Source organism: Arthrobacter sp. UNCCL28, assembly GCF_900102805.1.
Taxonomy (GTDB): domain Bacteria; phylum Actinomycetota; class Actinomycetes; order Actinomycetales; family Micrococcaceae; genus Arthrobacter; species Arthrobacter nicotinovorans_A.
In genome coordinates this window covers 732,337-749,082 of sequence record NZ_FMWE01000002.1, presented here as the reverse complement: position 1 = coordinate 749,082, position 16,746 = coordinate 732,337, and the positions used below count along the sequence as shown (strand labels likewise).

The window sequence follows — 16,746 nt, the reverse complement described above, 5'->3', positions numbered from 1 at the left end:
CGCGACAGGCCCGAACACAGTAGACGGGCAGCCCGTGAACACCCAACCCCCGGGAGCATCGGCAGCAACAACTGAGCAGACGGACGAGGGCCGCTTCCATGGCAAAGCCGCTGCGCTGCTGATCACCACGTTGGTCCTGGCCGTGCTGGCCTTCCAGCTCAACGCCAGCATGATCACCCCGGCACTGCCGCATATCGGTTCCTTCTTTGGCGAATCCCCTGAAGCCGTGGCGCAGGTTCAGTCCATGTTCTTCCTGGCAGGAGCAATTTCCGGTCCCGTGATCGGGCGGTGGAGCGACTTCATCGGCCGCCGGAACGCTTTGTTGCTGGTTTTGGCTGTCATGGCCGTCGGAACCGTCCTGTGCATTTTCGCGCCCACGCTGCCATTGCTTGTCACTGGCCGGTTCATGCAGGGCGTCTCGAGCGCCATCTTTGCGCTCTCCTACATCGTGCTCAACGAGTACCTGCCCGCCCGGCTTTTCGGAACATCCATCGGCATCATCGCGGCCATCAACGGTGGCGTTGGCGGAGTGGACGGCTACTTCGGCGGGCTCATGGCCGAGACCCTGGGCTTCCAGTCGATCTTTGTTGCCGTGCTGGTTCTGGCCGCGATCGCCGTCGTGTGTGTCATCAAAGTGGTTCCCGGCGGAAAATCCGCCATCGCTCCCGGCCGGATGGACTGGTGGGGTGCGGGTTCGCTGTCGGTGTTCCTGGTCTTCATCACCTATTTCGTGTCCACGGGCTCCTCGGCTGGCTGGACCTCACCTGCCGCGCTCGGCCTGCTCGCGGGCAGCATCGCTTCCTTCACCGCGTTCTGGCTCATCGAGAAGAAGCGCGAAACCCCGCTGGTTGCCGTCCACCACCTCCGCTCACGCCAGGTTTGGCCGGTCATCGCCACTACCGTGCTGACCCTCGCCGGAATCTTCGCCATCATCAACTTCACCGTGGTGCTCCTCAGCCAGGACAAGGAGAACGGCTTTGGCCTCTCCGCGTCGGTTGCCGCCCTGCTGTTCCTGACTCCTGCAGCCCTCATCGGCGTCTTTGCCGCTCCGCTCGCCGGCTGGATCGCCGACCGCCGTGGCTGGATCAAGACCGTCCGCGTGGGCACGGCAACCAGCCTCGCCTGCGCAATCGTCGCTGCTCTGTTCTCCCACAACCAAGTGGCGGTCCTCATCGCCATTGCCGCGCTGGGCGTCTTCTACAACGGCTTCTTCCTTACTGCGATCAACGGATTGTCCGTGCTGCTCTCGCCCAAGGAAGCGCCCGCTGCCTTGCCGGGTATCAACGGTGCCTCGTTCGGCATCGGGGCGAGTCTCGGCGTCGTGATCGTTGCACCGTTCGCGGGCCTCGGCACTGCAGCCGGTTACTCCACAGCCTTGTGGATCTCAGTGTCCATCACGGCACTGGCTTTCATCGTCAGCCTCTTTATTGCAGCCCCCAAGGGCGAAAAGATCTAACGCACGACGCCGGCACCAGGCTTTAGCGCTTGGCGCACCCCAACTGGGCACCCAAGCAAACCCCTCACGCTGCACTCACCGCACACCGCACAACTGCAGCCCGCTTCACCTGAAACGAGAGACCACCATGACCCAGCCCGCACCCTTCTTCCTCGACTGCGATACCGGCATTGACGACGCCTTGGCCCTCGCCTACCTCCTGGCCTCTCCGAAGGCAGACCTGGTGGGTATCGGCACCGTCAGCGGCAACGTCAGTGCAGCCGGTGGTGCCCGGAACACCCTGGACCTGCTGAACCTGGCCGGCCACCCGGACGTTCCCGTGGCAATCGGGGCGCACGATCCCCAGATTGGTACTTTCCACGGCGGCGCCCCGCACGTCCACGGTGACAACGGCATCGGTGGAGTGGACCTGGTCCGGTCCCACCGCGAACCGGTGGAGGCTACCGCAGCGGAACTGCTGGTCCAGTTGGCGCACCAGTACGCGGGGGAGTTGCAGCTGGTGGCGATTGGCCCGTTGACCAACATTGCCCAGGCCTTGCGCCTGGAACCCAAGCTGCCCGAACTCGTTGCCGGGGTCACCATCATGGGTGGCGCGGCGCTGGCACCGGGCAACATTACGCCGGTGGCCGAGGCCAACATCGCCAACGATCCCGAAGCTGCAGCCGAGGTCCTGGCCGCGGACTGGAACGTGACGCTGGTACCCCTGGATGTCACCATGACCAACGTCCTGGAGGAAAACCACCGCCAGGAACTGCTCGCCAACGAGCACCCCGTCTCGCAGGCATTGGGCCAGATGCTGGGCTATTACTTCGGCTTCTACGTCGATATCTTCGGCCGGGCATGCTCTGCCATGCACGACCCCCTCGCCGCCGCCATCGCCGTCAGGGGAGTGGAACTGGCCTCGGCACCAACCGTCCGCGTCCAGGTGGACACTACGGACGGACCGGGACGCGGACAGACAGTGTGCGATCTCCGAGGACTTTATGCTGGCCTGCCGGATCAGCGGGGCGCACGTTGCCGCGTGGTCCTGGAAATCGGCGAGGACTTCGCGCCCCACCTTTTGGGAACCCTGCAGGCGGCCTGGCTGACGGAATCTGAAGTGATAAGGGCAGTGGAACCTGTCGCCTGAGTGGCGGAAGAGTGACAGGCGGAAGAGTGACAGAGGACGACGACGGCGGCAGCGGCCCGCCGTCGTCGTCCTCTTTTAACCCGCTGCTATTCGGGCCCTCTACGCGTACATGAGCGAGCCGGGGGTGGTCAGGGTTTCGCCGGTCTCGAGCCAGGTCTTGAGGCCGGACAGGATCATGGGCCAGCCGCCGTAGAGTTGGTCGTTTGCGCCTTCGCGGAGCTGATCGTGCGTGACGGTGAGGTGGCAGGAATCGCCCACGGGTTCGATTTCCCAGGTGATGCGCGAGGTGCCCTCGGCTTTGACATCCTCGCCCCACAGCGACTGCATGGTTTGGACGAGCCGGCGTGGGGGATCAACCTCGATGTTCTCGCCCTCACCCAGCGGAGCATCGGCCTTGGGGTTCCGCATTTCGAAGCGGCTGCCCGGCGTCCAATCGGAGCTCAGCGTGTTCCCGAACTGGTACTTGCTGCGGATCTCGCTGGTGGTGATGGCTTCCCAGAGCCGTTCCGGGGTGGTCTTGATATAGATTTCGAAGATCTTTTCCATGGGACTTTCCAATCTGGATTTGAGGTCGCTGAGGGCAGCGGCCCATGGTTCTGAGTATTTACTCACCCAGCGGTCGTGGATGAGGCGGATGGGTACCGGGTTGAGGAAGTGCAGCTTTTCACGACCCCGACGGCGGGTGACAACCAGTCCGGCATCCTCCAGGAGCTTGAGGTGCTTGGCGATGCCGAAACGGGTCATTTCGAACCGGGCGCCCAAGGCAGACGCGGACTGGCCGTCCTCGCGGAAGAGCTCGTCCAGCAATTCCCTGCGGGTGGGGTCTGCCAGGGCCTTGAACACGGCGTCCATGACCTCAGGATAGGTGACCTTTTGGTAACGTGTCAATGGATTTTGGGTCCTGGGCCGCGGGTGGGCGTGGGGGATGCCAGCGAGATCGTGGGAAGCGGGCCGGTATGTGCGGGGATGGCGGCGAGGTCGCGGGAAGGGTGCGGGGATGGCGGCGAGACCGTGGGAAGCGTACGGGATGCCAACGAGATCGCGGGAAGCGGGCCGGGGGCGTGCTGGGACGGCGGCGAGATCGCGGGAAGCGTGCGGGGATGGCGGCGAGATCGCGGGAAGCGTGTTGGATCGCCGTTCCGGTCCCGCGATCCCGCAGGCTTACCCACGAACTCGGCAGTGCGCCCGACAGGGTAGCTAGCCCGGCAGAGCAATGACCCGCCAGCGATGGTCCGAGCCGCCGGCAGCCTCCGATAGTTTCCATGAAGGGTCGGAAACTTAACTGCTTTCAGGTTGATCTACACCCGCCACTACTGCGATCCATCGGCCCGAAACCCCGCCAAACGCTTGATTATCCGTTATTTCCCGGGCTCTCATGTTACTCACGGGTTTCCGATATCAACCTGTTGTTATTGCGTAAACTTTACGATAGTTTCTCTGTGTGATGTGCGTCGCACTGTTGTTCAGGGCGACGAAGGCCGAGTGAAGGACAATGATGACCATCCACCCAGAGGACTTGCGGACAGCCGGGGCGCGGCTGCGGCAACTGCACCAACGAATAGGCGGCGTAGCCTACGGCGGGGACTACAACCCCGAGCAATGGCCACGCGAAGTCTGGCTTGAGGACGCCAAACTCATGCAGCAGGCCGGGGTAAACCTGGTGACCTTGGCGGTCTTCTCATGGAGCCGGCTTGAAACCAGCGATGACGTTTTCGATTTCGGCTGGCTGGATGACGTCATGGACCTCATGCATTCGCACGACATCGGCGTAGACCTGGCAACCCCGGATGCCGTACCCCCGGCTTGGCTGGTGGAGCAGCACCCGGACATCATGCCTGAGCGTCCGGACGGGAGCATCTTCGGCTTCGGTTCCAGGCAGCACTTCGATGTATCCCACCCGGTCTACCGCGCCAAGTCCCTGGCGCTGGCGGAGAAGATGGGCGAGCGCTACGCCAGCCATCCTGCGCTGCGGATGTGGCACGTCGGCAACGAATACGGACCCGTGTCCTATGGTCCGTGGGCTGAGAAGGCGTTCCGTGAGTGGCTCCAGCGGAAGTATTCGTCGTTGGATGAGCTCAACCAGGCCTGGAGCACCACGGTGTGGGGTCAGCTCTACACCGACTGGAAGCAAGTCCGCGTCCCTGCCCAACCCCGCACCTGGTCCAACCCGTCGCGACGCCTGGACTTCCACCGCTTCACCTCGGACAGCATGCTGGAGCACTTCAAGGCCGAGCGGGACATCCTCCGCCGGCACAGCCCGGACCTGCCGATCGTCACGAACTTCATGCGCTTCTACAAGACCAACGATTACTGGGCCTGGGCAGCCGAGGAAGATGCTGCAGCGCTGGATATCTACCCGGACCCGCGGGAGGACGACGCCCACATTGCTGCTGCTTTGAACTTCGACCTCATGCGGTCGCTGCGCCACGGACAGCCTTGGATGGTCATGGAGCAGGCAACCGGGGCCGTCAGCCAGTGGTCTGTCAACGTCTCCAAACTCCCGGGCAAGATGCGGCTCGGCTCATACCAGGCCATAGCCCAGGGCGCTGATTCCATCCTGTTCTTCCAGTGGCGGCAAGCCAAGGGCGGCACGGAGCGCTACCACTCGGCCATGGTGAACCACGCCGGACCGAACACCCGGATCTTCCGGGAAGTCTGCGAGCTCGGCCAAGAGTTGAAGTCCCTTGGCGACCTGACGGGCACCAGGTCCACGGCCAAGGTGGCCATCGTTTTCGATTGGGATTGCTGGTGGGCGTTGGAACTCGGCAACTCACCGAGGTCGGACCTGAACTACGCCCAGGAGGTCCTGCGCTTCTACCGCCCGCTGTTCGATGCCAACATCACCGTTGATTTCGTCAACGCCAACAGCGACCTTTCCGGGTACAGCCTGGTGGTCATGCCGGCGTCGTATCTCTTGACTGACGACGCCGCGCGGCGTTTCGAGGACTACGTCGCCGACGGCGGACAGCTGGTGGTCTCCTACCTTTCGGGGATCGTGGACCAGGACAATACCGTCCGGCTGGGCGGCTACCCCGGGGCATTGAGGAACGTCCTGGGCGCCTGGAGCGAGGAAATGCACCCGCTCGCCGGCGCGGATGAGCAAGTAAAGCTCTCAACGGCCGACGGCGGCACCTCCTCCGCGAGCTACTGGACCGAGCACCTGCACGCTGAATCTGCGGAGGTCCTGGCCAGCTACTCGTCGGGCCGCCTCGCCGGCACCCCGGCCGTCACCCGTAACTCCTTCGGGCGGGGCACCGCACTGTACTTATCGGCCCGAATTGATGACGGGTTGCTAAACCAGATATTGGCGGACCAACTGAGCACCGCCGGTGTGGAACCGGAACTGAAGACGCCCGCCGGAGTCCAGGTCCGGCGTCGTACTGGCACCTCAGCTGAGGGCACCGCCGGAAGTTTCCTCATGGTGCTCAACCACAACGACGCTCCGTCCATGGTGGACGTGCTCGACGGCGGCACGGACCGCCTCAGCGGACGCGCGGTCAGCGGGCTGGTTGAGCTCCCTGCCAACGGTGTCCTGATCCTTGACGAAACAACGGGACGGGAGGCTGACTAATGGCACTGCGACTTGATGTTCCGCCCAAGGCAGTGGCCGGCCCTGAGACCGGTGCCGGCAAGAAGCGCCGCGACAAGCCCGGAAGCTGGAAGCTGGCCCTCAAACGCGACTGGCGCCTGTACACGTTGCTGGCGCTGCCCCTGCTTTATCTGCTGATCTTCAGATACCTGCCCATGGCCGGCAACGTGATCGCTTTCCGTCAGTTCCAACCCGGTGGCAGCATCTTCGGCGAGAAATGGGTGGGCTTCAAATACGTCACCCTGTTCATCAACGATCCCAGCTTCTGGCAGGCCTTTCAGAACACCATCATCCTGGGTGTCCTGACCCTGGTGTTCTGCTTCCCGATGCCGATTATCTTCGCCCTGATGCTCAACGAGTTGAGGTCGCAGAAGTTCAAGAAGTTCGTCCAGACTGTGGCCTACCTGCCGCACTTCATGTCAGTGGTGATCATCGCCGGGATGATCCTGCAGAACTTCTCCATGAACGGCACGGTCAACCAAATCGCGGAGTCGTTGTTCGGCACCACTGTGAACTTCACGCAGGATCCCGGCTGGTTCCGGCCCATGTACATCAGTTCCGAGGTGTGGCAGACCATGGGCTGGGGCGCCATCCTCTACCTTGCAGCGCTGACGCGGGTGGACGAGTCCCTGTATGAGGCGGCCCGGATCGATGGTGCCAACCGCTGGCAGCAGACCTGGCACGTGACGCTGCCGGCCATCAGGCCAACCATCATTACCCTGCTCATCCTGAACATCGGCACATTCATGGCGGTGGGCTTCGAGAAGATCCTCCTCATTTACAACCCGCTCAACTATGCAACCTCAGACGTCATCTCCACCTACCTGTACCGGGTGGGCCTGGAATCCAGCAACTTCAGCTATGCGGCCGCAATCGGAATGTTCGAATCCGTCATCGGCCTCACGCTGATCCTCTCAGCGAACGCGATCTCCAAGCGCCTCGCAGGAACGAGCCTGTGGTGAACAAAACAGCTACTGCAACCAAGGGCGGCGCCGCCCAAGGCGTCCTGGTGAAAGACATGAAAGTCTCCCGTGCCATGCGCATCTTCCGGGCGTTCAACCTGGTGTTCCTGCTGCTGGTGGTGTTCCTGACGGTCTATCCGTTCCTGAACATCATCGCCCAATCATTCTCCAGCGAAGGGTTCATCAACGCGGGGCAGGTCAACCTGTTCCCCATGGGCTTCAACACTGAGACGTACAAGCTGATCCTGGCTGACTCCACCTTCTGGAACAACTACGGCAACACCGTCCTGTACACCGTTGTGGCGACGGCCATCTCCATGGTCCTCACTACTGCCTTCGCGTACGCGATCGCTAAAAAGGACCTCAAAGGACGCAGCGTCTTCATTGGCCTGGCCGTGTTCACCATGTTCTTCAACGGCGGCCTGATTCCCAACTACGTGCTCATCAGCTCCCTGGGCATGAGGGACTCCATATGGGCCGTCGTGCTCCCGAACGCGATCAGTGTGTTCAACCTGCTCATCATGAAGTCGTTCTTCGAGAACATGCCCCGCGAACTGGAAGAAGCAGCATCGATCGATGGACTCACCCAGTACGGGGTGCTGTTCCGGGTGGTGCTGCCGCTCAGCAAGGCAATCGTGGCCACCATGATCCTGTTCTACGCCGTGGCCAACTGGAACTCCTGGTTCCAGGCCTTCCTCTACCTCGACAACCCCGACCTTTTCCCGGTCACCATCTACCTGCGCAACATGATCGCCGGAGTCACCACAGCGGGCTCAGCCGGCGGAACAGCGGAGAACGTCGGCCAGATCGCCGCCAACATCCAATCGGTCACCATCGTCCTGACCGTCATCCCCATCCTTTGCGTCTACCCCTTCGTGCAGAAGTACTTCTTCTCGGGCGTCATGCTCGGTTCCGTCAAGGAATAACCCTTATGAAAGGACATCCAATGATCCACAAACCTGAGCTGCGCAGACGAGATTTTCTTGGACTCGCATCCGTTGTCACCATCGGCCTCATGCTGACCAGTTGCGACGCCGAAACCACCGAAAAGGTGGACACCTCCAAGTCCCGCAAGGGTGCGATGGACAGCTTCGGCGTCGGTGACACGTTCAAGGCGACGGAGCCGCTGACGTTCACATTCCTGTTCTCCGACCAGCCCACCTACCCGTACAAGAAGGACTGGCTGCTGTTCACCAAAATGGCCAGCGACAACAACGTCACCCTGGAACCCACCATCGTGCCGAACAGCGACTACGAGCAAAAGCGCAGCCTGCTCATCAGCTCCGGCAGCGCCCCGGAAATCATCGCCAAAACCTACCCGGGACAGGAAGCAGCATTTGTTTCCGCCGGGGCCGTCCTGCCTGTCAGTGACTACGTGGACCTGATGCCGCATTTCCAGGAGAAGGTGAAGAAGTGGAAGCTTGAGCCGGAGATTGCAGGACTGACGCAGGAAGACGGCAAGTACTACGTCCTCCCGGGCCTGCACGAGGAACTCTGGCCGGATTACTCCCTCTGCTTCCGCAAGGATGTGTTGAAGAAAGAAGGCCTTGAGGAACCCGCCACGTGGGATGAATTCAGGGAGGTCCTGCGCTCGTTGAAGAAGGCCTACCCTGACGTGGTGCCCTACTCCGACCGGTTCAAGGGCGACAGTGTCCTGAATATTGCCAGTGCGGCTTTCGGGACCCAGGCCGGGTGGGGGCTGGTGGACGGCCTGCAGTTCGATGAGGACAAGAAGGAGTTCGGCTTCGCCGCCGGCTCGAACAAGTTCAAGGACTTGGTGACCTACTTCAACTCCTTGGTCTCCGAGGGCCTGATGGACCCCGAAAGCTTCACCCAGACCGACGATTCGGCCATCCAGAAGTTTGTTTCCGGCAAGTCGTTCGTCATCAGCGCCAACTCCCAGAATGTCATCACGTACCGCACCTCCATGGAGCAGTCCATGGGCAAGGGCAACTTCGAGATCGGCAAGATCACGGTTCCCGGGGGCCCGGAAGGTGACGTCATTGGAGGCACCCGCTTGGAGAACGGCATCATGCTGAACTCTTCCGTGAAGGACAAAGACAGCTTCGTGGCACTGATCCAGTACATCGACTGGTTGTTCTACAGCGACGCCGGCCAGGAGTTCAGCAAGTGGGGCGTGGAAGGAACCACGTTCACCAAGTCGGGCGGTAAGCGTCAACTCGCTTCCGACATCAACTTCCAGGGCCTCAACCCCGCCGGCACCAAGGATCTCCGGGTGGACTATGGCTTCTCCGGTGGCAACTTCGCCTACGGCGGTGCCACGGAACTGTTGCACTCGACGTTCAATGAAGAGGAGCTGGCGTTCCAGGAGGCAATGAAGTCCAAAAAGCCCCGCCCGGTGCCCCCGCCCGTTCCGTTCAACGACGTTGACCGGGAACAGGCAACACTGGCGCTCACCCCGCTCAAGGACCACGTCAAGCAGAACGCTCTCAAGTTCATCACCGGGCAGCGGGCCCTGGGCGAGTTCGACGCCTACGTCAAGGAACTCGACAGCAAGGGCCAGACCAAATACGTGGAGTTGGCCAACAAGGCCTACAAGGCCTACGCGGACAAGAAGTAGCCCTTCCGATGGCTGCGAAGGAAGCCCAGTACGGGTCCGGCCCGTTGTTCAAGGCAGCGGGCCTGGTGTACGGCGTCATGGTGGGCGGGGCATTGCTGGTGCTGGCGAATGTGCTGGTGGTACTCATGCCGTTGCTGGCCGGGCTGGTGGGTCCTGCCGCATTGTTGGGCTTCGTGCTGGTGGGGCCGTCACTGGTGGCCTGCTGTTACGCCTTCAACCGACTCATCGCCGGTGAGGACACCGGCGTGTTCGGCGACTTCGTGAAGTCATACCGGAGCAACTTCGGCCAAGCCTTGGTGGTTTGGTTGCCCTACGCAGCGCTCCTTGCAATTATTGCTGCCAATCTCAGCAGCCTGCCGGGCAGCAACCCTGAAACGGTTGCTGCCCGGGTCGGGCTGGTGGGCCTGGGCCTGGTGGTGAGCGCTGCTGCTGTGCACGCGATGCTGTTGCTGTCCCGCTTCACTTTCCGCACTGTGGACATCTACCGGTTGTCGGTTTACACCATTGGAGCCCGGACGCGGGTAGCCTTCGGGAACGTAGGGATCCTCTTCGTTGCTGGCTTCGCGCTGATCACCAGCAGCGTGTGGTTGCTGCTGTTGATCGGCGGCCTGATCCTTTACCTGTTGTGCTTGAACTCCCGCCCGCTTCTGGCGTTGGTGGAAGAGAGGTTCACCGTGGCTGCAGAGGTTTCAGCGGCCGGCTACTCCCCGGCGGGTTCCTCCGCGACGGGCTAGAGGTTGGTCCGCACCACAGCACCTTGAGCGATCACCGTGCTGACCTTTTCCAGGGCCGAGCCGTCAGTGAGGGGATCCGAATCCACCACCACGACGTCCGCCATGGAGCCGCGAACCAAGCGACCAACATTTTCGCCACGGCCCAGCAACCGCGCCGCATTGGTGGTGGCTGCCTGCAATGCTTCCAACGGGGTCAGCCCGGCTTCGGCGAGCAAACGCGCTTCCGTGCCAATGGGCGTCACATCCGTTCCGAAGGAATCGGTGCCGGCCACGATCGTCACTCCAGCGTCCTTGGCCGCCCGTACGGCGGCCTGGAGGATGGGCGTGTACTCGATTCCGCGTGCTGCCAGGATGGGGTTGGCGGAGCGGGCCATGCTGGTGATGGCGTCCATGGTGGGCGTAAAGAAGGTACCGCGACGGGCCATTTCCTGGATGGTCTTTTCCGTCATGAAGACGCCGTGCTCAATGCTGCGAACCCCGGCCCGGACGGCGCCATCGATTCCTTCGGCGCTGTAGGCGTGGCAGAGGACACCGGCTCCCTTGGCGGCCTTGACGATCGCGCCGATCTGGTCCACGTTGTAGACCAATTCACGGGGATCCTGTTCGGGAATGCCAGCCCGCGGGTTGGCGCGGGTCTTGATGACCTCGGCGCCCCGTTTGAGGTTGATGCGGGTGAGGTACGCGAGGTCCTGCGGCTCCTTCACACCACCGCTGAGGGTCGCCAAGGGTGCCAAATCCGGATCAGCCAAAAGGGAATCCCCTTGATCCGGTGAAATAAACAGTCCCGCCGGCGTCATCCTGGGTGAGAGGCCAGGAGCCCACGACGGCAGGGCCGCGAGGGCAATGTCCTGGTAGAAAGTGCTCGAACCGCTGCGTACGCTGGTGGCACCGCCTTGCAGGAGGGCGCGGGCATCGGCCAGAGCGTTGGCGTGGACGTGGGCATCGACGAGTCCTGGGAGGACCCATTTACCCGAGGCGTTGAGTTTGCGGGCACGGTTCGCGACGGCGGCAACAGCCTTGCGCGTTTCGTCCCGGGTACCGACGGCGGCGACCTTGCCGCCGTCGAGCACTACCACCCCATCGGCCACAGCATCGCCGGTTTTTGGGTCCACCACGGTTCCGCCCTCGATGATTAGGGCCTGTGTGGTCAATGGCCGGCCCGGGTAGTTTGGAGCCGACTGCGTATTGTCGGCGACGGCAGCCGGCGCTGAAGCCAGCTGCGCGGCAATGCCGGCAACAGAGATTCCGGCCAATGCTGCAGCACCGGCGAGGATGCCACGGCGGGGCAACTGACCCTCGGGTTTGGGTGCTGAGGTGTGATCGTGAAGGCACATGATTGGACTCCTGGGGAACGAGCTGCCCGGCCGCTACTTACCTGCGGTTGAGCATTTGGTATTCCAGAATGCCTCAGCGTAGAGGTGTGACGCAAGCAATAACGAGAAACTCTCAGGATCAACAGCATGTTTGGTATGCCAAATGGCAACCACTTCGGGGCACCACGGGCCTCTCATCGCCGGCTTCGGTGCGGGCCCCTACCAGCGTGCGGTTGATCTTATTCGCCGGCGCTCTGCTGGTCTACCGCGGTGGCATTCGCAGGGCGCACATCGCGGGCACGGGGAAGCGGCCCGAAAGCAAATATCGCGTCGCCTGGCCCTCCCAAATTTCGACCCGCAAAGTTCACGCTCACCCAAGATCGCGGCGCATCCGCGCAACACCCTTTAGGTTCGTTGGGGTGTGTGGTGGTGGTTGCGTCGGGGTTTTTGTTTGGGGTCGATGTGGGGTGGGGGGATGAACCAGGGGACGCCGGTTTTCATGTCGATCCGCCATTGTTCTTTGTGGATGAGGTGGTGGTGGTGGCTGCAGAGCAGGGTGCCGTTGTGTGTTGAGGTGGTGCCGCCGTGGGACCAGTAGGTGGTGTGGTGGGCTTCGCACCAGGGTGCTGGAATGGTGCAGTCGGGGAAGGCGCAGCCGCCGTCGCGGGCGATGATGGCTTTGCGGATGTGGGGTGGGAAGATCCGGGTGGTGCGGCCGATGTCCAGGATGCGTCCTTCGCTGCCGAGCAGGACGGGGATGATGTCGGCGTCGCAGGCTATTTTGCGGATGGTGTTGGGGTGGATGGGTCCGGCGAACGTCGCTGTGCCTGTGCCTGTGCCTGTGCCTGTGCCGGAGCCCGCGCCTAAACCGGTGCCGGTGCTGGTGCTGGTTTGGTGGGTGAGTTGATCGAAGAGTTCGTTGTAGTCGATGGTGACGGTGAGTTGGGGTCGGAGTCCGCCGTTGGAGGGTAGTTTCGCGGTGGTCATGGCGAGGTTGCAGGCGCCGGTGAGGCCGTCCAGGAGTTTCTGTGCCCGGGAGCGCCGGTCAAGGTCAGGGCCGTCGCCGGCATCAGGGCCAGCATCAGCGCCGAAGCCAGCATCAGCACCCAGACCCGCACCGGCCCCAGTGCCCGCACTAACACTGGCGCCAGCACTAACACCGGGGCCAGCACCAGCGGCCGTGACCCTACCGGCGCCTGTGGTGGTCAGGCGTGGGTTGGTGGCGGTGTTCATGGTGGTGGTGAGGGTTTCGTATTGTTCGGTGGTGGCGAAGATTTCGATGTGGTGCAGGCCGTAGCGGCGTCGGCGGCGCAGGAACGCGCCTTGGTGTTGGCGGAGGACTTCTTCGGTAGGTTCGGGTCCGTCTTGGTCGATGCGGTCGGTCCAGCGTTTGGCCATTTTGGTGACGAAGTCCGGGTCGGACTCGACTGCGGTTTTGGTCAGGGCGTGTTCCATCCGGGTGATGGTGGCGTCGTCGGTGAGGTTCCGGATTTTGTCCAGGGTGCTGCTGATGATGGTCGCTGACCGGGACGGTAGTTCTCCGGTGGCCAGGGCTTCGGCCAGGATCCCGCGTCGGGCAGGGATGTCCTGGCCGGTCATGCCGGGTTGGGGGAGGACATCCGGGGCGAGGGCGAGCCTGCGCCGGGCCTCGCCGATCCCGATCCGCAACCGTGCCCGCAAGAACTCAGCCGCGTTCCGGTACCCGTCATCCAAGACACCGGCCGATCCCGCAACAGCAGTCTCGGACCCTGTTTTCGCTCCGGTCTCGATGCTGCCAGCCTGAGCGCTGCCAGCCTGGGCGCTGCTGGTTCCCGTCCAGGACTGGGAAGCCGCTGCGCCCTCGGATCCCTGCTCCGTCACCGGCACCGGCTCGACCCACCCCGTCCGCCATTCCGTCGCTGCCGACAACGTCCCCCGACTCGACTGCTGTGCTGCCGTCCGCGTCCGCTCCACAGCCTGCGCCGCCACGACCTGTAAATACTCAACGGACCGGGCGATCTCCTCCACCCTGCCAGCAAAATCAGCAGCCTCAACAAACGCAAAAAGAGAAGCTTCGTCGGCAGCAGACACGCGTGCGGAGTCCAGAAGGGCCGCACTGTCGTTCAGAAGGGCCCTCAGGTCCAGCGCGGCAGATGAAAGGTGTTTCGACTGCGTAGCATCGAAACGTTGGATCGGTTGGAGGGCCGGGCTCGATCCGGAGCTGTGCGTGGCAACGGCCGGAGACGGAGCGCGCTTAGCCGGCTTCTTCGGGATCCAAGCGTCATGGAATCCGACGCTGACGGTCAGCGGCGCCGTCGAATCCTTGAATCCGGCCCTCAGCAAGTCGGGCATGCTCAAGAAGCGTCGTGACCGGACAGCGGTCAAGGCAGCCACAGCAGGGGACGTCTGCGCCCTTAGTGCCGATACCTGCCCTGCATCTTCCATAAAAACATCGTGTCAGGAGGGTCTGACATTTTTAGGACCCTCCGCTACCGAGTGACCTGCTCACGCAAAATATCCGCATGCCCGCAATGCTGTGCCAGTTCGCGGAGCATATGAAGGTAGACCCACCGGAGGGGAAGCGGTCCGCGGCGGTTCCCGAGCACAAGGTCATCGAGCCCAAGGGATGAGGCCGCCTCCCTGGACTCTGAGCAAGCTTCCGCATGGGCGCGTTGAATGCTGGCAATGGTGTCGTGATCTTCCAGGATGAAGGACTCATCAGGCGTCGCCGGGATGCCGATCTCTGCCCGGGATCGGCACGTGATGGCTTCGTCGAACCACACCTTCTCCACGAAGGTTGCGTGTTTCACCAAGCCCAGGAGCGTAGTGCGCGAGGCGACCAGCCGCCGTCGTGCTTGCTCTTCAGTGAGCCCGTCGAGGCACTCGTTGAGGGCCCGGCGGTGCTCGTCGAGGAACGTATCAAACTGCGTGCGGGCGTCCTGGTTGATGACGTCCTCAGTGAACGTGTGCGGCAGTGCGCTCATCCGAAAACCACCGTTCCGTCGTCGTTGATGTTCCAACCGGGGTTATGAGCGATCTCCCAGATGATGCCGTTCGGATCCTTGACGTGCCCGTGAAAGATGCCGCCGAAAGCTCCTGCCTGCGCCGGTTTCAAAACCGTCGCACCAGCCGCCGCCAGCGCCTCGATGGTGCTGGACACCTCAGCCGCGCTGCCCACGTTGTGGGAGAGCGTCACTCCGCTAACGCCGGGGGAAGGAGTGCTGGCGTCAAGGTCCTGATCGAACTTGTCGGCATCGAACAGGCCGAGCATCAGCCCCGGCGCAATCTGGAAGAAGAGAATTTCGCCGGGAACATCCATGGCCGGATCCCAGCCGAGCCCGTCCCGATAGAAGTCGCGGGCGGCGTCGAGGTCCGGCGTGGCGAACGTGAGGAAATGCAGTCGCTGTTCCATAAGGGAAAGCCTAACGGGAAGGTACGACGGCGATACCCGCCGCGCGAGTCCTGCCGGCCTGTTGAGGCCTGGTCCAAGCCGGTGGGAGGATGGAGCAGTGGAACCCCTCTTCGACTTCCTTGGCAGTGTCTGGTGGCTCATTTTTCCTATCGGCGCGATGGCTGGTGGCTGGGCACGGTCGTGGTCCAAGGCCAGCGAGGAACGGCACCGCCGCAAAGTGGAGTTGTTGAAGTTGCAGAACCAGTTGGCGGTGCACGAGGAAGCCAACCAGGCCGAGGTCGTTTCGCTGATGTCCGCTCACGATTCCGTGAACCACAAATGGCTCGACTATGAGCTGGACGTCGGCAACCTCATTGATTTCCCGCTCATGACCGACGTTAGGGAACCCCTCACAGTCGCCTTCCTGCGCGCCAAGAAAGAGGCCGACGGCTTAAGGCCCGCCACCCCTGAAGAGATTTCGACGCCGGCCCGGCTGGCTGAATACCGTGCGGCCGTCCACAGCTACGAACTCGCTTTTGATGTGGCCGAGCGGGAAGCCCGGCGTATCAAGGACGGCAACTTCAGTGGCCCCGAACGCCAACGACTTGCGACGGCGAGGAAGCTGCTGCGCATCGCCGAAGACACTGCCGCCACCCCGGCCGAGCGCCAAACCGCATACAAGCGTGCCCGCAAGGAACTCGACGGCCTGATTGTCCTGCCGGAGGCGACGGTTGCCGCACTCGAAAGCAAAATCGTCAGCATGCTCGATTCCCGCAAGGACCCGGACACTGACGTGCGGTTCGCTTGACGCCCAGGAAAAGGCTCGCGGTCATTACCGGTGCCGGCCGCGGTCTGGGGAAGTCATTGGTGGAAGAATTTTCCGACGCCGGATGGGCGGTTGTCGCGCTCACACGGACACCCGCGGAGTGGGCCGATCGGCAGCACGTCACCACAATCACCCACGATGTCCGGCATGAGCCATCGGCTGAGCTGATGTCAGCCCTCGGGGACAGCCCAATCGACGTGCTGATCAACAATGCCGCCCAGGGAGCACGGCACTCCGGGCTGGGCGACATTGCAGCGGAAGGCGTCATGAACGCCGTCGACGTCAACGTCGCTGGACCCTTGCGCCTGGTGCAGGCCGTCCTGCCGAACCTGTTGGCCGCGCCCGATCCGGTGATCATCAACGTCACGTCCCGCCTGGGCTCAGTGGCGGCGCAGGCCAGGGGCGACTACTCGGACCTTTCCACGAGCTACGCCTACAAAATCTCCAAGGCTGCGCAAAACATGTTGACCATCTCCCTCGCCCAGGACCTCGCCGGCCAAGTGCGCTGTTGGGCTGTTCACCCGGGAAAGCTGGCCACGGGGATGGGGCAATCCGATGCCTCGAAGGATCCACGGCTGGCCGCCCGCGAGCTGCGGGAGTTGGTGGATTCGGGGGACCGCGTGTCGCCTCGATTTGTGTCCCTCGGAGCGGCGGACCTCGCCTGGTAGTGGGGTGGACTGCTGCACTTCGGCGCTTCCCTGCAGTGGAGGCGTGGCTTCCTGACCTTCTTTGAACCCGGATAGGCCGCGGTGCAACCGAAATTGGGTGTATTACGGCCTAACGGAA

General features: G+C 62.7%; 14 protein-coding genes. 9 read left to right on the top strand and 5 right to left on the bottom strand.

Going from position 1 to position 16,746, the window contains the following annotated elements; translation table 11 throughout:
• Nucleotides 1-34 precede the first annotated feature (34 nt).
• Entirely contained in the window at nt 35-1,456 is a 1,422-nt protein-coding gene (locus BLQ01_RS07975; RefSeq protein ID WP_091551169.1) for an MFS transporter, read from the top strand.
• A gap of 127 nt (nt 1,457-1,583) precedes the next feature.
• Nucleotides 1,584-2,585, top strand: coding sequence for a nucleoside hydrolase (locus BLQ01_RS07970; RefSeq protein WP_091551003.1), 1,002 nt, complete (start codon nt 1,584-1,586; stop codon nt 2,583-2,585).
• Nucleotides 2,586-2,684: 99 nt separating this feature from the next.
• Here BLQ01_RS07970 and BLQ01_RS07965 read toward each other — a convergent pair whose 3' ends face one another.
• Complete coding sequence (locus tag BLQ01_RS07965; RefSeq protein ID WP_091551167.1) at nt 2,685-3,437, bottom strand: ArsR/SmtB family transcription factor; 753 nt, start codon at nt 3,435-3,437, stop codon at nt 2,685-2,687.
• A gap of 643 nt (nt 3,438-4,080) precedes the next feature.
• On the opposite strand from BLQ01_RS07965, the gene BLQ01_RS07960 reads away from it, so the two are divergent.
• The 5 genes from BLQ01_RS07960 to BLQ01_RS07940 are packed head-to-tail and all read left to right on the top strand — an operon-like array spanning nt 4,081 to nt 10,451.
• Nucleotides 4,081-6,156, top strand: a complete 2,076-nt coding sequence (locus BLQ01_RS07960; RefSeq protein WP_091551002.1) for a beta-galactosidase — start codon at nt 4,081-4,083, stop codon at nt 6,154-6,156.
• Nucleotides 6,156-7,136 carry an ABC transporter permease gene (locus BLQ01_RS07955; protein WP_091551000.1) on the top strand — a complete coding sequence of 327 codons (981 nt, stop codon included), beginning with the start codon at nt 6,156-6,158 and terminating at the stop codon, nt 7,134-7,136. The genes BLQ01_RS07960 and BLQ01_RS07955 overlap by 1 nt, the downstream gene beginning before the upstream one ends.
• 56 nt (nt 7,137-7,192) lie before the next feature.
• Nucleotides 7,193-8,062, top strand: a complete 870-nt coding sequence (locus BLQ01_RS07950; protein ID WP_026548039.1) for a carbohydrate ABC transporter permease — start codon at nt 7,193-7,195, stop codon at nt 8,060-8,062.
• A 5-nt stretch (nt 8,063-8,067) separates the two neighbouring features.
• A complete protein-coding gene (locus tag BLQ01_RS07945) occupies nt 8,068-9,717 on the top strand; it encodes an ABC transporter substrate-binding protein (protein ID WP_091550998.1) in 1,650 nt (549 codons plus the stop codon).
• An 8-nt stretch (nt 9,718-9,725) separates the two neighbouring features.
• Nucleotides 9,726-10,451 (top strand): DUF624 domain-containing protein, encoded by a 726-nt coding sequence (locus BLQ01_RS07940; RefSeq protein ID WP_091550997.1) that lies wholly within the window; start codon nt 9,726-9,728, stop codon nt 10,449-10,451.
• Here BLQ01_RS07940 and BLQ01_RS07935 read toward each other — a convergent pair.
• The 4 genes from BLQ01_RS07935 to BLQ01_RS07920 form a co-directional block, all read right to left on the bottom strand.
• Nucleotides 10,448-11,785 (bottom strand): amidohydrolase family protein, encoded by a 1,338-nt coding sequence (locus BLQ01_RS07935; protein ID WP_091550995.1) that lies wholly within the window; start codon nt 11,783-11,785, stop codon nt 10,448-10,450. The two genes, BLQ01_RS07940 and BLQ01_RS07935, sit on opposite strands and share 4 nt — an antisense overlap.
• A gap of 384 nt (nt 11,786-12,169) precedes the next feature.
• Nucleotides 12,170-14,188, bottom strand: a complete 2,019-nt coding sequence (locus BLQ01_RS07930) for an HNH endonuclease signature motif containing protein (protein WP_091550994.1) — start codon at nt 14,186-14,188, stop codon at nt 12,170-12,172.
• 44 nt (nt 14,189-14,232) lie between these two features.
• A complete protein-coding gene (locus tag BLQ01_RS07925) occupies nt 14,233-14,727 on the bottom strand; it encodes a DinB family protein (RefSeq protein WP_091550992.1) in 495 nt (164 codons plus the stop codon).
• Nucleotides 14,724-15,155: a VOC family protein gene (locus BLQ01_RS07920; protein WP_091550991.1), complete on the bottom strand. Its 432-nt coding sequence runs from the start codon at nt 15,153-15,155 to the stop codon at nt 14,724-14,726. Before BLQ01_RS07920 ends, BLQ01_RS07925 begins: the two co-directional genes overlap by 4 nt.
• A 97-nt stretch (nt 15,156-15,252) precedes the next feature.
• Between BLQ01_RS07920 and BLQ01_RS07915 the strand changes: the two genes are divergently transcribed.
• Together BLQ01_RS07915 and BLQ01_RS07910 are read left to right on the top strand one after the other, a co-directional pair.
• Nucleotides 15,253-15,942 (top strand): P-loop NTPase family protein, encoded by a 690-nt coding sequence (locus tag BLQ01_RS07915; protein ID WP_026542959.1) that lies wholly within the window; start codon nt 15,253-15,255, stop codon nt 15,940-15,942.
• Nucleotides 15,939-16,628 (top strand): SDR family NAD(P)-dependent oxidoreductase, encoded by a 690-nt coding sequence (locus BLQ01_RS07910; protein WP_091550989.1) that lies wholly within the window; start codon nt 15,939-15,941, stop codon nt 16,626-16,628. The genes BLQ01_RS07915 and BLQ01_RS07910 overlap by 4 nt, the downstream gene beginning before the upstream one ends.
• Nucleotides 16,629-16,746 lie beyond the last annotated feature (118 nt).